The following is a 20,622-nucleotide window of genomic DNA, read 5'->3' on the forward strand; positions in this document are numbered from 1 at the left end:
AACAGGTTTTCCTGGTTGCCCTGGACGGTATTTTTCGGTGATTTTTTCATCTGGGATGTCGTACCAGATGCAGCGGGATGTTGCACATGTATGCCCCGCATTGTTACAGATTAGACAGAGGAGGTAAGGCATACAGATCAAGAAAAAGGATACCTCTTTGGACGTGTAGTTCATTTATTTTTATATCCATCAAGGAAATTACCATGAATCATCAATTGAAGTATTCGCTGGCACTTGTTCAAGCCATCGTTTGCATTACCCTCGTGGGTTGCGGTGGCAGTGGCGAGAGCGAGCGTGCTACAGCAGCAGTCGTTTCACCACCGCCAGCGCCGGGTAGTACAACACCGCCGCCGGAGCAAATTTTTCAGGCAGCAAGAAGTGAATTGATCGCCGTTGATACAACCTGGACCTGGGTTGCGGATGAAAACAAGCAATTTACGCTCAGTGGCAGCAAGACAGTGCGTTATGGTTCAGGCACCAGCTGGGTGACCAAGACAATTTCAGGTACTGCCACATGCAGCAATGAATTCTTTGGTAGCGACCCTTTACCGCATGTTGGTAAAAGATGTGAAGTCGCCGCTTCGACAAGTTTGCCTTTGGCGCCTGCGGCCGGAACCTGGGTCAAGATCGCTTCGCAATACCAGAGCGTGACATTGGCAGCGCCACAAGTGGTGCGCTATGGACACGACACCCGCTGGGTAGAGAAACAAATCACCAGCAAGACCTTGTACTGCAGTGAATCTTCCTTTGATAAAGACCCGGCACCCGGCATCACCAAAGAATGTCAGGTATTTAATGCAGCAACAGGTACTTCTACTGGTACAGCGAGCCTGGCATGGAGCGCCCCCACCATCAATACCGACCTGAGCGCACTGACAGACCTCGCTGGTTACCGTATTTATTATGGTACTACCAGCGGTAAATACACCAAGACCATCGATCTCGGTGCATCTGCTACCAGCTATGTGCTCAAGGACCTGGCTCCGGCAACTTACTACTTTGTGCTGACCGCAATAGATACCAGCAACAACGAAAGTGCCATGTCGGTAGAACAGAACAAGGTCATTAATTAATAGAGAAACAGGATTGCACCCCGGTACTGTAGATGAATCGCAATAGCAATGCGGCGACACCGCCCATGCTAATACTTTTCTTAGTCAGCTCCATGTCGTCATCGACCATGGTGACGGTATGGACCCACTACATTGCGCGGTAACTATTTCACTCCATCATCAATGGAAAAAACATGAAAATTTTGAATAGCCTGGAAAGAAGTAAAAAATTTGGTATCGCAGTCTCAGGCGCGATGCTTATTACGCTGGCATTTGGCTCGCAAGCGAGTGCAGCGACATACTATGTTGCAGATTGCGCAAAAAGCACTTCAGTGAGCCCACTTGATACAACTCCGGTGAGCTCAATTGATGCCTGCAAACCGGGTAATGACCAGGCTTCGGGTACGTCGCCTGCTGAAGCATGGCGAACTGCAGCAAAGGTGCAAAGTAATATGCGCGGGTTCACAGCCGGCGACAAGATATTATTTGCGCGTGGCGGTGCGTGGGATGATGTCGCGATGATTATCGAAAACTATCAATCTTCGACAGCAAACCCTATCGTCTTCGATGCGTATAACCCTTCCTGGGTAAGCGGTAAAGATGCTCCGAAACCTATTCTCTTCGTGCGCAAATCTGTTCCCAATGTTGACCCTAATAAAAGCTTGCATTATGCCGCGATAACGGTACAGGGCAAGTCTGCATATGGCAAAAGCAGTGGATATGCTATACGCAATATCGATTTTCGTGGGCGCGGTGAAGGGCATTGGGGCGTAATGGTGTATCAGGAAGGAAAGGGAGGGTTGAGCGATGTTGAAATGTCTAACCTCAATGTAGAAGGCAATGTCATCGGCATACAATGTCAGCCAAGTATCCAGGCCGTCAAACTGCTGAACTCGACCATCACCAATAATAGCAGTCAAGGTATTTTGTGGGGATGCAACAGTTCGCTCATAGAAGGTAATACCCTTAATTACAATGGTTATGCCAATGGTACGCTTGACCACAGCATATATATTGGCAATGAGCAAGCGGATGCAGGAGAGGTCACTGTGCGCGCTAATAAGCTGTACAAAAATTCGCTACCACCATTGTCGCTGACGAGCAAATGCGGCGGCGTGGCAATTGTCGGCCATGGTCACTGGACAAAAGTAACGATTGAAGACAATCTGATCCAGCAGGAAGAAAATAGAGCCGACGCTGGCTGCTGGGGTATCTCTGTCGATGCAGCTTATCAAAATATCAAAGAAGTTTTTACGAATGTCAATATTCATCGTAATACCCTTGTCAATGTTGGTAATGTCGGGATTGGTTGCGCAGCCTGCATTTCACCCTTTATCGAGAACAATGTATTGGTTTGGGAGACAACGCCGGAATGGGGCGGCCCTACAGGAATCCGTGTTCCTGTCAATGGAGTTGAGCCTGGTGATGCCGCTGATACTGGTGCCACTATCCGCAACAACACGATCTATTTCAAAAAGACAGTGCGTGGTTCAATTGGTATTGAACTTGCTAATCAGAACGGGGCTACACCCGGTCAAAATTTGAAAGTACTGTCAAACCTGATTTATTTCGGACCACTTGATGCTGCGATACATAGTAATTGGGAACTGCCTTATTGTTTTGGTTTTGGTGCGCCTAAAACCACCCAGACTGGCCGGGACAAATTTACAGCGTTCGACAATAACCTCTGCTACGCAAGCAATGCCAGCGATCTGAAATACAGTGCTGACATACTCACCCTGGCGGAAGCAAAGGGTAAACAATTTGACTTCAACGGTCTGAATACAGATCCCCTGTTGAGCGTGCCCTCTGTTGCCAATGAATGGAAAACCATACCAGCCAAAAACTCGCCGGTAATCGACAAAGGTGCGTCTGTCGACAGCGCATTGGATGACCGCCTGGGCAAGCTGCGCGTCAAGCCAGATATCGGTGCCTTTGAATATGCGGGTGGTGCAGTCGATACCATTAAGCCTGTAGCACCGACTAACTTTACCGTTAAATAAAACCTCAGTCATTTCGACGCTGGATTGCCAGGAGACGTATGTCTTTCCAAGCACTGGCTGACGAAATGAGGGAGCTTGGTGGCAGGTGTTGCGGCTGACAGTACGCAGCCTTCAGCACCGGCCATGTTTATTGTAAAAAAGACGCCAGTACGCAGTAAATAATCAGTACTCCTCCTGTAACATCAGCCCCGGTTTGTTGAGTGCCGGGTGTTTGGTGTTACTGTTTATATGTACTGCAACAAGCTGATTTGTCGCAGTACATTTTTTTTTCAGGCAGGCAAACCGCTCACCAGAAAAGCATGCGCCTCGGTCTGGAAATCCACTCTCTTGCCAAGATAAGCGATGCTGAGCAGATGCAGCTCGTCTTTGAGCGCATTGGCATCGGTATAGTTGCCGGCTAAAAAGCGCTGGTAATCCGCTTTGTTCTTCAGGCACAGGCTGATGGCCTGTACATAAAAATCATGGGCGACGTGGGCATTGGCGGCGATCAGCATGTCTTCAATCTGCGCCAGTAAATGCCCGTTCATATTGTAGAGAAACTGGGCAAAGCCGCCCTGGCGTACGTCATAGTCAAAGCGTGCGGCCAGCAGGTGGGGCAGTTGTGGTGCATGCGTGCTGGCCAGCTCTTGCCAGTTGCCTGAGGTGGTCGTGGCCAGCCAAAGGGTGAGCTGGGTGGTGATGGCATGCTGCAGGGTATTTTCTTGCATGGTTGAACTCTTGCGGAAATTACATCGGAGTGTAGTATGCTAGCAGAATATTAATACAAGGATTTTATATGATACTCCGTCGTCACTTGCTTAAAACCATCCTGGCAGTTAGTTGCGCTGCATTGAGCCCTGTCGCTGCCTGGGCCGCAGCTTTTAGCTCTGAGCGTATCAGCGTCAGGGTAGAGGGCGAGGGCAGTGATGTGATTCTGGTGCCTGGCCTGAGTTCGTCCCCCAAGGTGTGGGCGGAGATGGTCAAGGCAGTGCCTGGCTACCGGTATCATCTGGTGCAGGTATCGGGTTTTGCCGGTGTGCCTGCGGGTGGTAATACTGAGGGTGCAGTGGCGGCGCCAGTGGCAGAAGAAATCGCCCGCTACATTGCCCAACTGGTACCACATGGTTTGCAAAAACCTGTATTGATAGGGCATTCCATGGGTGGCACGATAGGCATGATGGTGGCGGCGCGGCATCCACAATCCATCAGCAAGCTGATGATCGTTGATATGTTCCCGTTTCTGGGTGTCATGTTTGGCCCACCAGGCACGACACCGCAAAGTGTGAAACCCATGGCAGACGATATGCTGGCCAAGATGCGTGCAGCCGCACCAGAAGCGCGTGCGCAAAGAACCACGGCAACCATCAACAGCATGATCAGTAACACCGCCATGCGCCCAGCAGGGCTGGACGATGCACTCAAGAGTGATCAGGATGTTTCCGCCCGCGCCTATCATGAATTGATCACGACGGACCTGACACCAGAGCTGAAAAACATTGCCGTGCCGACGACAGTCTTGTATGTGGTACCAAATGGTGCGCCGGTGACACCAGAGCAGATGGATGGTTTTTACAAGATGGCTTATGCCACCGTCAAAGATATGCAGCTCAAGCGCATTCCTGCCAGTGCGCACTTCATCATGTGGGACCAGCCTGAGCAGTTTCAGGCTGAGGTCAAAAACTTCTTGAAATAAGCTGCATCACTAAATGACTAAAGCGCAGTCATCAAGCAGCACGCAGGCGGGCCAGGATAAATAAATCCGTGCTCGCCATGCTGCTTTGTGCCGGGCCAGGTTTGTGCCTGACATCAATGATGTCAAAGCCATGCGTGGCCAGTGCGCTGCGCAAGTGTGCTTCATCATGATAGTGGATATAGACCTGGTCACCAGTACTTGATGTTTGCCAGCCTGAGCGTGCTTCTTCTGCTTCCATTGCGCTCAGGTAAAGCAGGCCACCAGGATTGAGCACTGCAACGGTATCAGCGATCAGTGTGACTGCTTCTGCGCGCGATAAATACGGCAGACCAAAGGCGCAGACCAGCGCATCGAAATTTTTCCCTTGCCCACCCACATCACGGCAATCCATGACGGCAAATTGCGCTTCTGGATTATTGCTGCGCGCCAGTTCCACCATTTGCGGTGCCAGATCAGTGGCCACGATTTGCAATTCGGGCAGGCGTGCCAGCAGGGCCCGTGTCACATTGCCTGGCCCGCAAGCCAGTTCCAATACACGCGCATTGCTGGAAACCAAATTCTTGCAAAACAGCGCATAGGTATCGTCATAATCTTCCAGGTTCATGTACTTGTCCTGGTAGCGCTGCGCCAGTTTATTGAACGTGGCGACGGTGATTTCTGTAGGGTTCTTCATGAGCAGGTTTCCATGCTTGATTTTTTCATGCTTAAACTTTTTTGACATTCCTGTCATCCGATGATGCCGCTATTGCGTTAAAGCTGCAAGAGTCAAGCGCGTTTTTGCGTATGTCCTGAAAGAGTAAGGAGTGAAATATGGCCTATATTTATGGTGATGATGGTTTATATGATGAGAGAACCAAGGGTTATGATTCCAGTTCTCTGAGCGCCAATTTCCAGGTTAACCTCGGCAAGGTGTCGTTCGGCAAATTATCTGCCACTGACCTCACAGACTGGTATCAGCTCAACCTCGATGGCCCCGGCACTTATACGCTGGTGGTTTCTACCGATGTCGTCAATAACTATAGTGCGACCAATGAATGGCGCGAAACCTATAGCGGCATTGAAGTCAAGATCACCGACAGTGCAGGCAACCCGCTGGCTGGTCTTGACACCAGCTACGCCAGTCTGACGACTGACGGTAGCATCGTTTTCAATTACACAGGTGGATATTCGCACGGTGATTTTTTTGTGCGTATCAGCAATCTGTCGTATGCAGCTACTGACTATATACTCGGCCTGAACCTCTCTGTGCCCGGCAAGAATATCTATGGCACCAGCGGCAATGATTATTTACAAGGTACAGTGGGTGACGACAATATCACCGCAGGAGCAGGCAACGACACCATCATCAGCAGTGCTGGCAATGATGTGATAGACGGTGGCGCCGGCCTCGACTTTTTGGTGTTGGCGGGCAAGCTCGGCGACTATGCGATCAATGGCACGACCACCAGTTTTACCGTCAAAGATACGGTAGGCAAGGATGGCACGGATTCAGTCGCACAAGTAGAGCGCCTGATCTTTACTGATTCTGCACTGGCCTTTGATATCAACGGCGCAGCCGGGCAGGCGTATCGACTCTACCAGGCCGCATTTGGCCGCAAGCCTGACCTGGCAGGTCTTGGTTACTGGATAGACAGAATGGATCACGGCGTCAGCCTCACGCAAGTCGCCGCAGGATTTTTTCAGTCGGCAGAGTTCCAAAAGCTGTATGGCAGCTTCCCCAGCACAACGACACTGATCAATAATTTTTACCAGAATGTGTTGCACCGCGCACCTGATCAGGCCGGTTTTGATTACTGGTCCAACCAGCTCAACAAGGGCATGATTTCACCCGCAGGTGCGCTCGCCAGTTTTTGCGAGAGCGCAGAAAACCAGGCGCAGGTCATAGGGCAGATACAAAACGGTGTGGTGTATACCGAATGGCTGGGATGAGCCGGGTAGCAATCGTATAAGACATATTGTTGTTGAAGAAGTGAGTACCAAACATGAAGCCAGTGCTGTGAGATCAGCACTGGCTTCATGTTTTTGTGCGTCTTGTGTGTCGGACCGCTATATCTGAAACATGAATTTTTGCCTCCAGCACCTGTTTGACAGGGGAAAAAGTGCTGCATAACACAGTTTCTGGAACTTAATAAGATATTGCTATAATCATAAATAATTAAATATAATGCAATATCGCATGAGAATGCTGCGGACATAGAAATCCATATTGGCCGCTCATGAAACGCGAGTACAGACGGTCATTTTTCGCTCCCACAATTTTTGCATGGGCCAGTTTTTCTCAGGCGCAACCTGATTACAACTGAGGTACAACTCAGCTACAACTCAGCTACAACTTAACTACAATTTAAACGTGACTTAAATGCAATAGTAATGCTTGCAGCACATGAAACACGGCGAGCGCAGGCAGGTCACTGATTTCAAGATGCGTTTGCACTTTTGATTGAATCCACCCTTTAATTGAAGCCTTTAATGAAGGTCCGCAAAATGGCTAATGCAGATAATCTTGATACCCTCGGTGTACGTCATGCATCCGGTCTCAAATCCGGTTTGAATGTCATCCAGGCAGCCGTTGATACCACGCCGCCTGTCCTCAATTCCCTGATCATCCCGGCCAGTATCAATCTGGCGAATGGCAATGCGCCGCTATTCATCAGGGCCGGTGCGACCGATGTCGGTTCGGGTGTTGCCAGCGTCATGATAGAGCTCGATAATTTCATTGCCTATGATGTCAAGATACATGGAGGCACCCTGGGTGCCTTTGTGATGGATGGCCAGGATGACAGCTGGTCAGACGGATTATCCAGCCAGACTTATACCATCGCCAGCAACAACAAACCCGGTGACTATCATGTACTGCGCGTGCAGGTGATAGACAATGCGGGCAATAGCACGACCTATGAAGCCGCGCAACTCAAGGCCATGGGCGTCAACACCACCATCAGCGTGCTGGCGACGGCAGACACGGCGCCACCGACCGTGCTCTCATTTACCCCGGCAGCCACAGGTAATGTGGTGCAGGTCAATGGTGACCTGGTGTTCACATTCAGCGAGACGATACAGGCGGGTTCCGGTAAGATTGTTCTCAAAGATAGTGCAGGCAATATTGCTGCCAGCATTGATGCTGCTGGCCCCGGCATCAGCATTGCGGGCAATACCCTGAGCATACATCCTGGCGTGGCGCTGGCGTTTGACACCAACTACACCATCAGCCTGCCTGCTGGTAGTATCAAGGACCTGGCTGGCAATAGCTATACGGGTTCCATTGCCTCCAATGCGTATGCCTTCTGGACTGCGTCCAACCCGGCTCAGGTCGGGCTGACCATCAACGGCACAGACGGCAACGATGTGCTGACGGGCAGCAATCTCAACGACAATATCTCGGCAGGTGCGGGAAATGACCGCATCATCGCCAGCCCCGGCAATGACAGCATCTTTGGCGACAGTGGGCTAGATACCCTGGTCTTGTCCGGCAAGATGGCCAACTACACGGTGTCTGGCACGCCTGCCTACTTCATCCTCAAAGATAATGTTGGTACGGATGGCACTGATTCAGTCGGCCTGGTAGAGCGCCTGCAATTCACCGACGTGACACTGGCCTTTGATCTCAATGGTGTAGCTGGCCAGGCTTATCGCCTGTACCAGGCCGCATTTGGCCACAAGCCTGATCAGGCAGGCCTGGGCTACTGGATACAGGCGATGGATAAAGGCGCCAGCCTCAACGCTGTCGCTGCAGCTTTTGTGCAATCTGCAGAATTCCAGCAACTGTATGGCGCCAACCCCAGCACCACGACCCTGATCAACACCTTCTATCAAAACGTCCTGCACCGCGCACCAGACCAGGCAGGTTTTGATTACTGGTTCAGCCAGATTAACCAGGGTCTGTTGACGCCTGCTGCCGCACTCGCGAGCTTTTGTGAAAGCGCAGAAAATCAGGCACAGGTCTTGGGGCAGATACAGCAAGGCATTGTGTATACGATGTGGGTGGGGTGACGTGTTGAGAATTGTGTGGGAGGCGGGGCATGAGCCACGTCTTTCACTTTTCAATTTTTTTATCAGAATTACCTGTTCTTCGTTTTATCTGACGGCACCAATACACAGTTACTAAGCACAGTTACTAAAAAACCTGGCGGGCTTTTGTTCCACCTCTCTGCTGGCAGCCCGTGCTTTGCGTCCTGCATATAAGCATTTCTTTTCCCTATCCTTCTCTTCGTCAGTGATATTGCCGCTCTCTGCTGCAGGCATCACAAAAACTTCCGCTCATTTTCAAATTAATTTCAACTTACTTTCAACTTACTTTCAAATTGATGAGTGAAAACTATTTCAGTTCACCTTCAGTTCACCTCGAATGTAAAATTTGAAATAGAATATTACATTCACTTACATTTGTTCCTGCGCAAAGCAAAAGCAATAAAACCTGGGCTAAATATGCCTTTTCCAATTCTTGGCTCTGAAAGGCAGTGGTATGGCATATCTCGTTGGTGTTGATTCCTTTACATATGAAAAAACCTATGGCTATGATTCAAGTACTGTGAACCAGGTTTTCAAGGTGCAGTTGGGGAGAAATTCTTTCGGCAAGTTGTCTTCTTTTGATACAACGATTGGTATGAACTTGATCTGGATGGACCAGGCAGTTTTAATCTGATTGTATCGACCGATAGTAGCAATAACTACTTTTTCAATACCTGGACCAGCTCCAGTATCGGTGTGAAGATAGAAATCACTGACCGCAATGGCAATGTGTTGTCTGGCACCCAGTCTGCCATCGCCAGATCCAGTTTGGATGGCAACATCAACTTCAGCTACACCGGCTCTTACAGCCATGGCGATTTTTATGTCAAGGTGAGTAACCTTGGTTTTAGCAATGCAGATTATGTGCTGAATTTAAGTACACGTACCACCTTGCTGGATGTCACTCCACCGACGGTATTGTCGTTCATGCCCACACAATCGGTCACGGCTATACCAATCAACAGTGACATCATCCTCGGCTTTAGCGAAGCCATACAACGTGGCATTGGCACCATTGTGCTCAAGGATGCCGCGGGCAATATTGTGGCAAATTATGATGCTTCATCCAGCTCCAATCTGAGTATCTCAGGCAGCACCCTGATAATACATCCCAGTGCCGCACTGTCCTATGGCACGACTTACAGCGTCAGCATTAGTGGTGGCAGTTTCAAGGATCTGGCTGGCAACAGCTATGCAGGCACCACCGGCTATTCTTTTTCAACGATAGTCAATCCTGTCTCAGTTGGCGCCAATATCAATGGTACTGCTGGCAATGATTATTTAACCGGCACCAGCGGCAACGATAATATTTCAGCTGGTGCAGGTAACGACACCATCATAGGTGGCGCTGGCAACGACAATATTGCTGGCGGTAGTGGTCTCGATACCCTGGTACTTTCAGGAAAAGGCGCGAACTATACTCTGACCGGTACGGCAGGCAATTTTATTGTCAAAGACAATGTCGGCAATGATGGCACTGACAATGTGACGCAAGTTGAACGCTTGCAATTTGCCGATGTCGCGCTTGCCTTTGATATTGATGGTGTCGCCGGGCAGGCATATCGCATCTATCAGGCTGCATTTGGCCGTCAGCCTGATCTGGCAGGGCTTGGTTACTGGATCAAAGATATGGACAAGGGTTCCAGCCTGACCACGGTGGCTGCAGGTTTTTTCCAGTCGGCAGAATTCAAGCAACTGTATGGCAGCAACCCCAGCACCACTACCCTGATTACCAATTTTTATCAAAACGTGTTGCACCGCGCCCCGGATCAGGCAGGCTTCGATTACTGGAATAACCAGTTAAGCAAGGGCTTGATTACACCCGCCGGTGCACTTGCAAGTTTTTGTGAGAGCACAGAAAACCAGGCGCAAGTGATAGGGCAAATTCAAAAAGGCATCGCTTATATAGTGTGGCCAGCTTGAACGGCATCCTTTGTTTCTTTTGATGGCTTGAATGAAGCCGCCACCATTTCTTATCTTTAAAGGTCAGTTTTATGTCTTATGTTTACGGTCTGAATTCGAATGCAGATGAAAGAACCATCACCATCGATTCATTTAACCGCAGCACTGTTTACAAACTCGGTAATGGCAAACGCTCATTTGGTAAATTGTCTGCTACCGACACAACAGACTGGTATGAGCTGGACCTGGATGGGCCGGGCATTTATTCCATCGTCGTGTCAAATGATGCACTGAACAATTACCGTGGCAATACCTGGGACTCTACCTATGCCGGTGTCAAGATAGAGATCACCGACAGTGCAGGCAATATACTGTATAACCTGACGCCCGCCATTGCGCAGACCTACAACGATGACGGCATCAAGTTCAGCTATTCAGGTGGTTATAATCACGGCGGCTTTTTTGTCAAGGTCAGCAATCTTGGTTCTACCAATGCTGACTATGTCATTGGCCTGAGCAATGCTGTTGTCAAGAATGATGTTACACCACCGGTGCTGAATTCCCTGAACATCCCGTCCGTCGTCAACCTGGTCAAGGGTGATGTCAATATAGATCTCAAAGCTGTTGCAACGGATTATGAGTCAGGCATACGCTATGTCTCCATCATCACCGACCCGCCATTGACCCATGATGTAAAAACCGATGGCAGCCTGTATGCCGGTATCGTGCTCGGTGGCTTTAAAGACCCCTGGGCAGATGGCACGACCAATCAGACCTTTACTATCGCAGGCAATAACCCCAACGGTTATTACAACGTCAGCCGGGTAGAAGTCGCAGACATGGCTGGTAACGTCACCGTCTATAACGCTGCCCAGTTACAGAAAATGGGGATCAATACCTCTATCCGTGTAGTTGGCCAGGGCGACACCACCGCCCCAACTGCCGTCTCGTTTGCGCCCACGCAATCTGGCAAGTCCGTACCCATCAATAGCGATATCGTGGTCACCTTCAGTGAAGAGATTGCGCGTGGTTCTGGCCACATCCTGCTCAAGGACGGCACAGGCAAAACTGTGGCCGATTTTGATGCTGCCTTCAGCACCAACCTGACCCTGACTGGCAACAAGCTGACGATACACACGAACAACCCGTTGTCCTATGACACCACCTACAGTCTCAGTATCCCCGATGGAAGCATCAAGGATCTGGCTGGTTATAATTACGCGGGCACCAGCAGCTACCAGTTTTCTACTATCGGTAATTTTGTTGCCCCCGGCCTCAACATCAATGGCACGGCTGGCCCTGATTACCTGACCGGTACCAGCGCCAGTGACACCATCTCTGGCGGTGCCGGTAATGACACCATCATCGGTGGCGGCGGTAATGACAGCATCTCTGGCGGCAGCGGGCTTGATACCCTGGTCTTGTCAGGCAAACTCGCCAACTATACCAGCACAGGCACGCTTAACAACCTGGTGCTGAAAGACAATGTCGGCAATGACGGTACCATCAGTATGAGCCAGGTAGAACGCCTGCAATTCAGCGACACTGCCGTGGCCTTTGATACCGACGGTGTCGCTGGCCAGGCTTACCGCATCTACCAGGCCGCATTTGGCCGCAAGCCTGATCTGGCCGGTTTGGGTTACTGGATCAAAGACATGGACAAGGGCTCCAGCCTGACCACGGTGGCCGCTGGTTTTTTCCAGTCAGCAGAATTCCAGCAACTGTATGGCAGCAACCCCAGCACCAATACCCTGATCACCAACTTCTATCAAAACGTCCTGCACCGCGCACCAGACCAGGCAGGTTTTGATTACTGGTCCAACCAGTTCAGCAAGGGCCTGATCACCCCCGCAGCAGCACTGGCCAGCTTTTGTGAAAGCACAGAAAACCAGGCACAAGTCATAGGGCAGATACAGAATGGGATAGTGTATACGGTGTGGGCGGGGTGAGGTAGTAGGTTGCGGTTTTTCTGGAACTCATCTCTATTGATGAAATGAGTTCCAGTGTGCGTGATGCATGATCATGTAGTGCATGCACAACATGCATCTACTGACATTTACAGGTTTTAATGGTAAAGGATCTAGTGTAAAAAACCGCCAGATAGAGATATTAATTTTGCCCCAATAGGTTGCGAGTCCGATTGCTGGAAGCGATCAGGAAAGTAGCACAACGGCAGAGGGTTTTTGCGTTCTTTGCGCTGTTGAGGTTTGCTATCATCATGGAAAACCGGAACCTGCAATGCTGCATCCTGAAATTGCTGTGCTACATAAACGTTTAAATTTTGTTGGGCCAGGCAATTTGTTGCGTGATGGTTGATCGCGAAAGCATTCATGGTACGAATTCTCCTGATAGGTGTGTTTTGATCTGGTGCCCATTATGCGTTCATCGTAAAAACCTTAAAATCGGTTGTCATGCTGCATGCATGTAAGACTTCGATTACATGACAAATCTAGGCGAGGCGTGGTGCAAAGAGATACGGCCTCATCAACAGCTGTGCCGTTCATATCTAAATGTGCTGATATAAGCTGAGAGCGCTTTATTTGCGCTCCCCGGTTTTTTTGGTATTGCGGTTGCGTTTGACATTACGTTTACTCCAGACCCTGTGGCAGAGCATGTCACTATGCTCTCAGGCAAATAAAAACCATGAACAAGAAATTAAAGAAAGAGTATTAGATCAGTTCGCGGCATGCATGCAAAAAGAATTGCAGGCATTTTCTCTTTTCAAAGGGAGTAGCGACTACTTCTTTGATACAGAAAAAGTTTGGGAAGACAGTTCTACGGTAGCCGGAGTCAATCTCTATGTGATTTTTACTCCAGAGTTCAATGGTCGAGACCAATTTACCATCGAAATTGGCTGGTCGAGATTGCGGCGTTTTCCTCAACTTGTACGCAGGCCATCTTTATCCTTTTCCTCAGAATTTACTCTCTGCTCTGATGCGCAGGAGGCAACGGCCCGCCTGCCCAAAATAATGTCCCTGGAGCTGGACTCATGGGTAGAGGTAAATAAGGATAATGTGGAAGAAGTGGTATCCACGCAATTCAAAAATTTAATGGCATATGGTATGCCATTTTTAAAGAAAAATTGTCTTCCGCAATGATAGTGTAGCTTGGAACTTGTCTCTTGATTTCAAAAAATATGTCAATTTGAAGACATGATGAATGCTTTAAAAGAACATGGCTGAAAAGAAAATCTACGAAAAATTTATTGCTGCCTTTTGGAAATCTGCAAAGCAACGATATCCCTTTATTAAAAGACTGGACAAGCCATTGTGTTCCGCCATACCAAAGAGCGGCAGTTTCTATCTGGGCCTTCATCCCAACTTAAGGAGGCATATTCTGATCGCGTTTCAGGCGTCGAATAAATCATGGCAAGTGGGAGAGTTTGCAATCAATATCCACATTTCAGAAAAATTTGAACCTACCAGCAACTTTCATCCAAAAGAAGGGGAATTTGAGCAATTTACTGACGGCTATTATCGCTATCCTTCTGTGATCGGCAGGGATAAATGGTGGTGTCTTAATCCCACATCTTTGGACTCCCCTCCTCAATCTTTGATCGATTACTGGCGACCAGGTTCTTATGAAGTCGAAGATATTATTATTCAGGAAGCTGTGCGGGATGTATGCCTGACTTTAGAGTCCGGGTTTCTTGACCGATTGGGGCTGTTGCAACAAGGGGATGACAAGCAGCCAGCTTGAGCTCAAGAGATGAAATGAAAAAATTTATTCCAGTACCAGATAGCATCTTTGCAGAATCTGATGCGCATCTTGTCTTTGAAAGTATTTACTTTCACCTGCTCAAGTTATTTGATCATCAGATATTGTCCCCTGAACTGATCGATGAATACCCTGATCTTCCTGAAAGTGCAAAAACAGCTTGGTATTTATGGCAGTTTGCGATGGACGTGTCCAGTTCAGGCCTGCCTGATTATTTGTCGAATCATTGTCCATCAGTTCAGCAAATAAAGCTGACTCGTCACGCACTTGCAGTGGTTGCCGCCGATGAATTAAAGATGCTGCTTGATGCGGCAATTCCTTTTGCCAGAGATGGCGCTAAAGAATATGGCGAGTTCAGCGTATTTCCGCAAGATGTATGGTTTGAGCAGTTTGATGTCAGCCCATCCTTGCCTGAGCCGGATTTAATTGCAGAGACATCGTTGAGGTTGGCAGGTTTGCCCTTGTCTTCATTAGTGGGTACATATCTGCGTGCACACCGTGAAGAACTTCAATGTAAAGCAGGCGGTGGCGTTTAACTGACTATCAGCTCGTGGTTGCTCTGTTTGGCTTGCACAAGTAAACAGTACCTGTTCACCCTCAACGCATCTTCTCTTCACACTAGCGGTTTATGATGCATGTGCCTTGATTGACAAGGCGATAGCAGAAATGAAGACAAAGTCCCTGATGAACAGTAAATACGTTTTTTTTGCACTGCACGTATTGGTGGCCGCTTGCGCTTATGGCTGGGCATATTGCGAACAACAGTTTTTGCAGATCATTTCAGATTTCGCTTGCCCCGGCAATGCGCAATTGTATGGTGGTCTTTCTCAGGGGATGCTGGCCATGGCATTGCTCCTGTGGGGAGTTTTGATCTTGATGACATGCAGGCAATGGAAGCGAATTCGTCATGACCATGAGGGCAGATCCTTGCTTTTGTTTGTGCTGTCTTCCCTTGCTCCGCCAGTATATTTTTTATTTATCGGATCTGGGTTTGTTTCTCCAAGCGTCAATTGCTTGTGATGCCTGAAGCAGTGTTGTATATGCTCGCTTTGCGATGCATATGTATGGCTAAAAGTGTTCTGGTGGCAGTCGCGTGCTGTTAAGCGTATGAGAGTAAATGAGAGTGGCGATGCCACTATTTGAATTCCCAAAAAACCGAAAAATCATACGCTACCCATTCCAATCTATAGTCTCGTTCGTGCTTAATACACTACACAAGAAGGTGCCCAATGACAGCAGATCACGTACAATGCCAAAACTGGAATTCACTGTTGATGTGCACTCTTTATATCTGGCAAATTCAAACTGCGAACTGATAGAAAATACCATGGCGACTTACATACCCTATTTCCCCCAGACCCCGATTACCCGGGCCATGTTCAATTTTGACGGGGTTGCGCCTGGCCTGGTTAATTACATCTTATCGGGATATATCCGGGTCTCGGTGTCGGACAGTTTTACCACTGATGTGATGCAGGGTGGCAGTGATTATCCCTGGACGCAAAAGCAGATCAATAACATCAATGCGATACTGGATATTTATTCGCAGTTTGCCAATCTGTCGTTCTCCAGCGTGGTGGATTATGACACCTATGGCGGTTATTCATTGGTGACACCTGCAGTGGTCGGACAGGCGAATTTGTCGGACATCAATATCAACTGGCAGAACCTCAAGAATGTCAGCTATAGCGCCATATCAGGGGCCAATGACGACAGGAATTTTGGGTATGTGGGTGGGGCTGGTGACATCAAACTGAATCAGGCTTCGTCCGATTTTGGTGGTGATTATTCACTAGACCTGACCACGGTGGCAACCCAGACCCTGATGCATGAACTGGGACATTCTTTGGGTTTGTCGCACCCGCATAGCTCTTACAGCAACGGCGTACCTGTGATCACCACTGATTATGCCGCGACCCAGTATCTGGGCTTCGATACCCTGGGCTTTAGTATCAAAAGTGCGAAAGACATGTACAAGGAATATTTTTCCATCATGTCTTATGATGACCAGAACCATTCATCATTTCTGCATGCGTTTACACCCATGATCCTGGATGTGATTGCTTTGCAGCAGGCCTATGGCGAAGGCAAGGGTACCAGTGGTAGCGGTGACGATATGATAGTCGCTGGCACCGACGGTTATCGTACCTATTTTGACAAGGGCGGTGTTGATACGGTTGATTTGTCCATGTACACCCAGGGCGCTTATTTTGAGATGGGCGTGAAGATCGTCAGTGCCTCGCATCTGGTAGGTGTAGCGATGAGTTACTACGATGCGTCAAATACCATCGTCAATGGTGGTGACCCGGTCAGTTTGCGCTGGTTTTACGGCGAATATGAAAATGCCATAGGATCAGCCGCTGCTGACGTCATCGCTGGCAACGACCTGGCCAATAGTATCCGGGGTGGTGGTGGCAATGATTTTCTTGGTGGCCTGGGTGGCAATGATGTAATCTATGGCGATGCAGGCAACGACAGCCTTGAAGGCGGCGCAGGCAATGATACCCTCATCGGTGGCGACGGTGATGACCGTTTTGACTGGCTGGAGAACAGCCGCGACGGCAATGACCTGATGATGGGTGGCAGGGGCGACGATGACTATGTACTCGACAATAGCCTCGACAAGGTCATCGAAGTTGCCAACGAAGGTTTTGATACCGTCTGGGTGAATTTCAATGCCTCGATAGTCAATTATGCGAATGTCGAATACCTGCATGCTTATGGCAACACTGGCGTTAGCCTGCTGGGCGGCGCTGGCAATGACCTGATCTCGGGCTCGGGTGGCAACGATACGATAGACGGTGGTGCTGGTAATGACCTGGCGCTGTATAGCGGTACTGCGTCGCGCTATGCGATTACCAAGTCAGGCAGCACGGTCACCGTCAAGGATACTACCGGGCAGCTAGGTACCGATACACTGTTGAATGTCGAGCAGCTCAAGTTTGATGATCGTCACTATGTGACTTTTGATGTCAAGGGCATCGCGGGCCAGGCTTACCGTTTGTACCAGGCAGCATTTGACCGCAAGCCTGATTTTGCTGGCCTCGGCTACTGGATCAATGATATGGAACATGGGTCTAGTTTGACGACGGTAGCGGCGGGGTTCTTCTCTTCTGCCGAGTTCCAGAAACTGTATGGCAGTAACCCCAGCACCACGACCCTGATCACCAATTTTTATAACAATGTCTTGCACCGCACGCCTGACAAGGCAGGTTTTGATTATTGGGCCAATGCGCTTAACAGCGGTGCGATTACACCAGCCGGGGCACTCGCCAGTTTTTGCGAAAGTACAGAAAACCAGGCACTGGTCATCGGTGTGATACAGAACGGCATAGAGTATGCAGGCTGGCTGGGGTAATTATTCCTGGCCTTGTTTGCTATTAAAAAACCAGCATTGCAGCTGGTTTTTTATGGAGAGGGCAATTTTTACTTCGTGAATGTGACGGCCGTATGACATTGTCAGCGCAAAACAGCCTGTTGCAAGTAACCATCAGTGTTGCATCGCAGATATTGCAGTGCGCAAAACGGTTTGCTACATTGCACACATGATAAAAATAAAAAGAGTAGGTAGTAAATTAGGTGCCAGTCTATTTTCACTGGTGTTTGTAGTCGGATTTGGTTTAGGTGGCTGGTTTGGTGGGATTTTTCCCATGGCCCAGCAACTGCATGGTTGGTGGCGTGCCGGTGACTTGGTGGCGGTGCAGGCCAGAATCGACAAGCTGGAACTGCGTGAAATTCGCGCTGAAGATGGCCCGGTTTATTCAGTCGATGCTGAATTTGTGTATCAGTATGACGGCAAGACTTACCGCAGCAAACGCATCAGCATAGGCGGTGACAACAGCGATGGTTATAACGGCTACAATCGCAAAACACACGCCAGCCTGCTGCAAGCCCGCAGCAACGATCAAAGCGTCACCCTCTGGATGGACCCCCAACAGCCAGCTTTTGCCGTGTATGACAGGCAAACCCACCTGAACGCTATCATTTTCCTCATCCCCTTTGCTACCTTGTTCCCGGCGATCAGTCTGGGTGCCTTGTGGGCGCTGTGGGCGATATGGTTCAGGCCCGATGAAGAAGATACGGCCGGGGATTTCAAGGGCAATGGACAGCTAGCCTCTCAAGCCTACTCCGGCCAGCTGGAGCTGGCGGCAGAGAAAAGTGGTGCCGGGCCCATGACCTTATTTGCCGTAATCTGGAACCTGATTTGCATGCCGGTAGCAGCCACGGTGTATATGCAAAAAAATGCAGATGGCATATTGACCGCTTTTATCACCGTATTTGTGATGGTGGGTGTGGTGATGATCTGGGCAGCCTTTCGCATGCGCTTTTTGCGCAGACGCATAGGGGAGCCCGTACTGAGCCTGGCACAACAACCCTATGCCGGCATAGAAGATATGCTGCTGCGCCTGCGCTTTGAGCCCGCCCTGGGCTTGCGCATGACAAATGCGAGAACGCTTTACCCGGTGCAGGCAGAAGTGTTGTGCGAGCATGTAGATAGTCGTGGTGATGACAGCACGACAAAAACCTTGTGGTCAAAAGAGCTAGGCACGAAGCAAGTAGTGCATGGCGCACCAGGCGTGGACTTCAAGATCAGCCTGCCCGCAGACATGCCTGCCAGCGGCACGCAGGATCATAAGGATGTAGAGGTCATCTGGAAGCTCAAGCTCAAAGCGCTGGATGCCGAACTGATCTTCAAATTGCCAGTGCGCCAGGGTGTGGGCGGGCAAGTCAATGCCAGTGATGTGCTGGCCAGGCAATACCCGCGCGAGTCGGCCAAGCTGTTTGGCCTGCCAATATTACCTGGTGATACCAGTAAGCAAACCCGTAGCTGGTTTTGGGCTTATGGCATCTTCTTTATCCTGATTACGATTGCAGCGTTTGTCATTTTCAGTAGCGCGGGTGATAGTCGCAGCCGCAGGCGTAGCAGCAATAATCAGCACACAGAAGCACAAACCGAAACTCTGAAACAACTGCAAGCGAGACTCAATGCTGGTGGTGATGTCAATGCCAGAGATGCAGAAGGGCGCAGCCTGCTCATGCATGCGGCGGATGACAATGACATCGCCAAGGTGCGCTACCTGCTGCAAAAAGGCGCGCAAGTCGATCTGGTAACGCCACGGGATGCCGATGGCAACGGTGAACGCAGCGCCCTGTTTGCCGCCATCGCGAATGATAGCGTAGAGATAGTGCAACTGCTGGCCGATGCTGATGCTGACCTGCGCCGCCCAAGTAACAAGGTGTGGACGCCTGCCCACTACGCCGCCTACAAAGGCGCCCTGAAAAGCCTGCGCTACCTGCATGAACGTGGGGTCGCCATGGACCAGGCTTTCGATGGTGGCCGTGGTTCTACACCCCTGATGATCGCTACCCAATACAACCAACTGGCTGTGATCAGCTTCCTGCAACTGGCAGGCGCAGACCGCAGCAAGAAAGACTTGTACGGTGAAGACGCCTGCGGCTATGCACGCTATTTCAACCAGGCACAGGCAGCGGCGGCGCTGGGGTGCCCATGAGCGAACTGACAGCAACTGCCAGGCCAAAGATAACCCGCCGCTATATACATGCCGAACATGCCACGCACACTAATCTCTTGGTCGCGTCCATCGTTTGCCTACTGATGACTACGGGCTTTTCGTGGGGAGCAGCAAGGCAATGTGGCAGCGCTTGTGTCTCTGGGGAATATCTGCTGATATTGTCGCCCGTCGCCAGTATCATGCTGGTCGCGTATGCTTGCTGGCGCGTTTACCTGCGCAAGCGCCTGGGCAGACTGGTGTTGCAGTTGCCAGTACCTTTGCATCCTGGTTGCAGGGATGTGCCTGCGGCCCTGACCTTCACCGGGGGACTGGGGCAGGGCATGCGCCAGCCTGCGGCAGACTATCCCTTGACATGGGAAGTCGCTTGTATCCATGTAAATAACAGTGCAGAGGAAAGCTCCACGAGTACCTTATGGTCGCAAGAACTCAAGCGCAAGCGCATCGCCCATGGCGCAGGCAGGGTAGATTTTACGCTCAGCCTGCCCGCAGAGCTGCCACGCAGTGGCCCGCTGGGGCGCTCTGAATTCAAGATCATCTGGAAATTGCAGGTCAAGGTGCTCGGGACCAAAGTGAGTTTTGTCTTGCCCGTGAAGCTGGCGACAGCTAGCTAAGAGGCTGTTGCGAAATTAAAACGACTGAAAAAAAGTGCTGTTAACTTTTCATGAATAGTGTTAACTTTCTATCTTGTTTTGTCAGGGTGGAGAGCGATGCCAAAAGAACTGATAGATGACCAA

Annotated in this window: 18 protein-coding genes; 15 read left to right on the forward strand and 3 right to left on the reverse strand. The window is 49.9% G+C overall.

Features of this window, described 5'->3' with window-relative positions; all coding sequences use genetic code 11:
* Positions 1–203 precede the first annotated feature (203 nt).
* Complete coding sequence (locus ACO0LL_RS28560) at positions 204–1,073, forward strand: hypothetical protein (RefSeq protein ID WP_422954218.1); 870 nt, start codon at positions 204–206, stop codon at positions 1,071–1,073.
* A 173-nt stretch (positions 1,074–1,246) separates the two neighbouring features.
* Positions 1,247–3,055, forward strand: a complete 1,809-nt coding sequence (locus tag ACO0LL_RS28565) for a hypothetical protein (RefSeq protein WP_422954219.1) — start codon at positions 1,247–1,249, stop codon at positions 3,053–3,055.
* Positions 3,056–3,324: 269 nt separating this feature from the next.
* Here ACO0LL_RS28565 and ACO0LL_RS28570 read toward each other — a convergent pair whose 3' ends face one another.
* Positions 3,325–3,762, reverse strand: coding sequence for a DMP19 family protein (locus ACO0LL_RS28570; RefSeq protein ID WP_422954220.1), 438 nt, complete (start codon positions 3,760–3,762; stop codon positions 3,325–3,327).
* A 68-nt stretch (positions 3,763–3,830) separates the two neighbouring features.
* Here ACO0LL_RS28570 and ACO0LL_RS28575 point away from each other — a divergent pair, with 68 nt between their 5' ends.
* On the forward strand, positions 3,831–4,727 hold the full coding sequence (locus tag ACO0LL_RS28575; RefSeq protein WP_422954221.1) for an alpha/beta fold hydrolase: 897 nt from the start codon (positions 3,831–3,833) through the stop codon (positions 4,725–4,727).
* Between the two features lie 31 nt (positions 4,728–4,758).
* On the opposite strand, the gene ACO0LL_RS28580 is transcribed toward ACO0LL_RS28575, so the two are convergent.
* The gene (locus ACO0LL_RS28580) at positions 4,759–5,400 is read right to left on the reverse strand and encodes a class I SAM-dependent methyltransferase (RefSeq protein WP_422954222.1); all 642 of its coding nucleotides are present in this window, start codon (positions 5,398–5,400) and stop codon (positions 4,759–4,761) included.
* Positions 5,401–5,537: 137 nt separating this feature from the next.
* On the opposite strand from ACO0LL_RS28580, the gene ACO0LL_RS28585 reads away from it, so the two are divergent.
* The 5 genes from ACO0LL_RS28585 (at position 5,538) to ACO0LL_RS28605 (ending at position 12,586) form a co-directional block, all read left to right on the forward strand.
* On the forward strand, positions 5,538–6,656 hold the full coding sequence (locus ACO0LL_RS28585) for a DUF4214 domain-containing protein (RefSeq protein WP_422954223.1): 1,119 nt from the start codon (positions 5,538–5,540) through the stop codon (positions 6,654–6,656).
* A 540-nt stretch (positions 6,657–7,196) separates the two neighbouring features.
* Positions 7,197–8,717, forward strand: a complete 1,521-nt coding sequence (locus tag ACO0LL_RS28590) for a DUF4214 domain-containing protein (RefSeq protein WP_422954224.1) — start codon at positions 7,197–7,199, stop codon at positions 8,715–8,717.
* A 472-nt stretch (positions 8,718–9,189) separates the two neighbouring features.
* The gene (locus ACO0LL_RS28595) at positions 9,190–9,369 is read left to right on the forward strand and encodes a hypothetical protein (protein ID WP_422954225.1); all 180 of its coding nucleotides are present in this window, start codon (positions 9,190–9,192) and stop codon (positions 9,367–9,369) included.
* Between the two features lie 62 nt (positions 9,370–9,431).
* The gene (locus tag ACO0LL_RS28600; RefSeq protein ID WP_422954226.1) at positions 9,432–10,658 is read left to right on the forward strand and encodes a DUF4214 domain-containing protein; all 1,227 of its coding nucleotides are present in this window, start codon (positions 9,432–9,434) and stop codon (positions 10,656–10,658) included.
* A gap of 71 nt (positions 10,659–10,729) precedes the next feature.
* Complete coding sequence (locus tag ACO0LL_RS28605) at positions 10,730–12,586, forward strand: DUF4214 domain-containing protein (RefSeq protein WP_422954227.1); 1,857 nt, start codon at positions 10,730–10,732, stop codon at positions 12,584–12,586.
* Between the two features lie 131 nt (positions 12,587–12,717).
* Here the strand turns inward: ACO0LL_RS28605 and ACO0LL_RS28610 are convergent, their stop codons facing one another.
* Positions 12,718–12,969, reverse strand: a complete 252-nt coding sequence (locus tag ACO0LL_RS28610) for a hypothetical protein (RefSeq protein WP_422954228.1) — start codon at positions 12,967–12,969, stop codon at positions 12,718–12,720.
* Between the two features lie 244 nt (positions 12,970–13,213).
* Between ACO0LL_RS28610 and ACO0LL_RS28615 the strand changes: the two genes are divergently transcribed.
* The 7 genes from ACO0LL_RS28615 to ACO0LL_RS28645 all read left to right on the forward strand — a co-directional run bounded on the left by ACO0LL_RS28615 (position 13,214) and on the right by ACO0LL_RS28645 (position 20,499).
* Entirely contained in the window at positions 13,214–13,735 is a 522-nt protein-coding gene (locus tag ACO0LL_RS28615) for a hypothetical protein (protein WP_422954229.1), read from the forward strand.
* A gap of 76 nt (positions 13,736–13,811) precedes the next feature.
* Positions 13,812–14,336 (forward strand): hypothetical protein, encoded by a 525-nt coding sequence (locus tag ACO0LL_RS28620; protein ID WP_422954230.1) that lies wholly within the window; start codon positions 13,812–13,814, stop codon positions 14,334–14,336.
* Positions 14,337–14,350: 14 nt separating this feature from the next.
* The gene (locus ACO0LL_RS28625; RefSeq protein ID WP_422954231.1) at positions 14,351–14,890 is read left to right on the forward strand and encodes a DMP19 family protein; all 540 of its coding nucleotides are present in this window, start codon (positions 14,351–14,353) and stop codon (positions 14,888–14,890) included.
* 130 nt (positions 14,891–15,020) lie between these two features.
* Entirely contained in the window at positions 15,021–15,374 is a 354-nt protein-coding gene (locus ACO0LL_RS28630) for a hypothetical protein (protein WP_422954232.1), read from the forward strand.
* 229 nt (positions 15,375–15,603) lie between these two features.
* The gene (locus ACO0LL_RS28635) at positions 15,604–17,712 is read left to right on the forward strand and encodes a DUF4214 domain-containing protein (protein WP_422954233.1); all 2,109 of its coding nucleotides are present in this window, start codon (positions 15,604–15,606) and stop codon (positions 17,710–17,712) included.
* A gap of 187 nt (positions 17,713–17,899) precedes the next feature.
* Complete coding sequence (locus tag ACO0LL_RS28640) at positions 17,900–19,867, forward strand: ankyrin repeat domain-containing protein (protein WP_422954234.1); 1,968 nt, start codon at positions 17,900–17,902, stop codon at positions 19,865–19,867.
* Entirely contained in the window at positions 19,864–20,499 is a 636-nt protein-coding gene (locus ACO0LL_RS28645) for a hypothetical protein (protein WP_422954235.1), read from the forward strand. The genes ACO0LL_RS28640 and ACO0LL_RS28645 overlap by 4 nt, the downstream gene beginning before the upstream one ends.
* Positions 20,500–20,622: the final 123 nt, after the last annotated feature.

The sequence above is a fragment of the Undibacterium sp. TC4M20W genome (genome assembly GCF_049340245.1).
Lineage (GTDB): Bacteria > Pseudomonadota > Gammaproteobacteria > Burkholderiales > Burkholderiaceae_D > Undibacterium.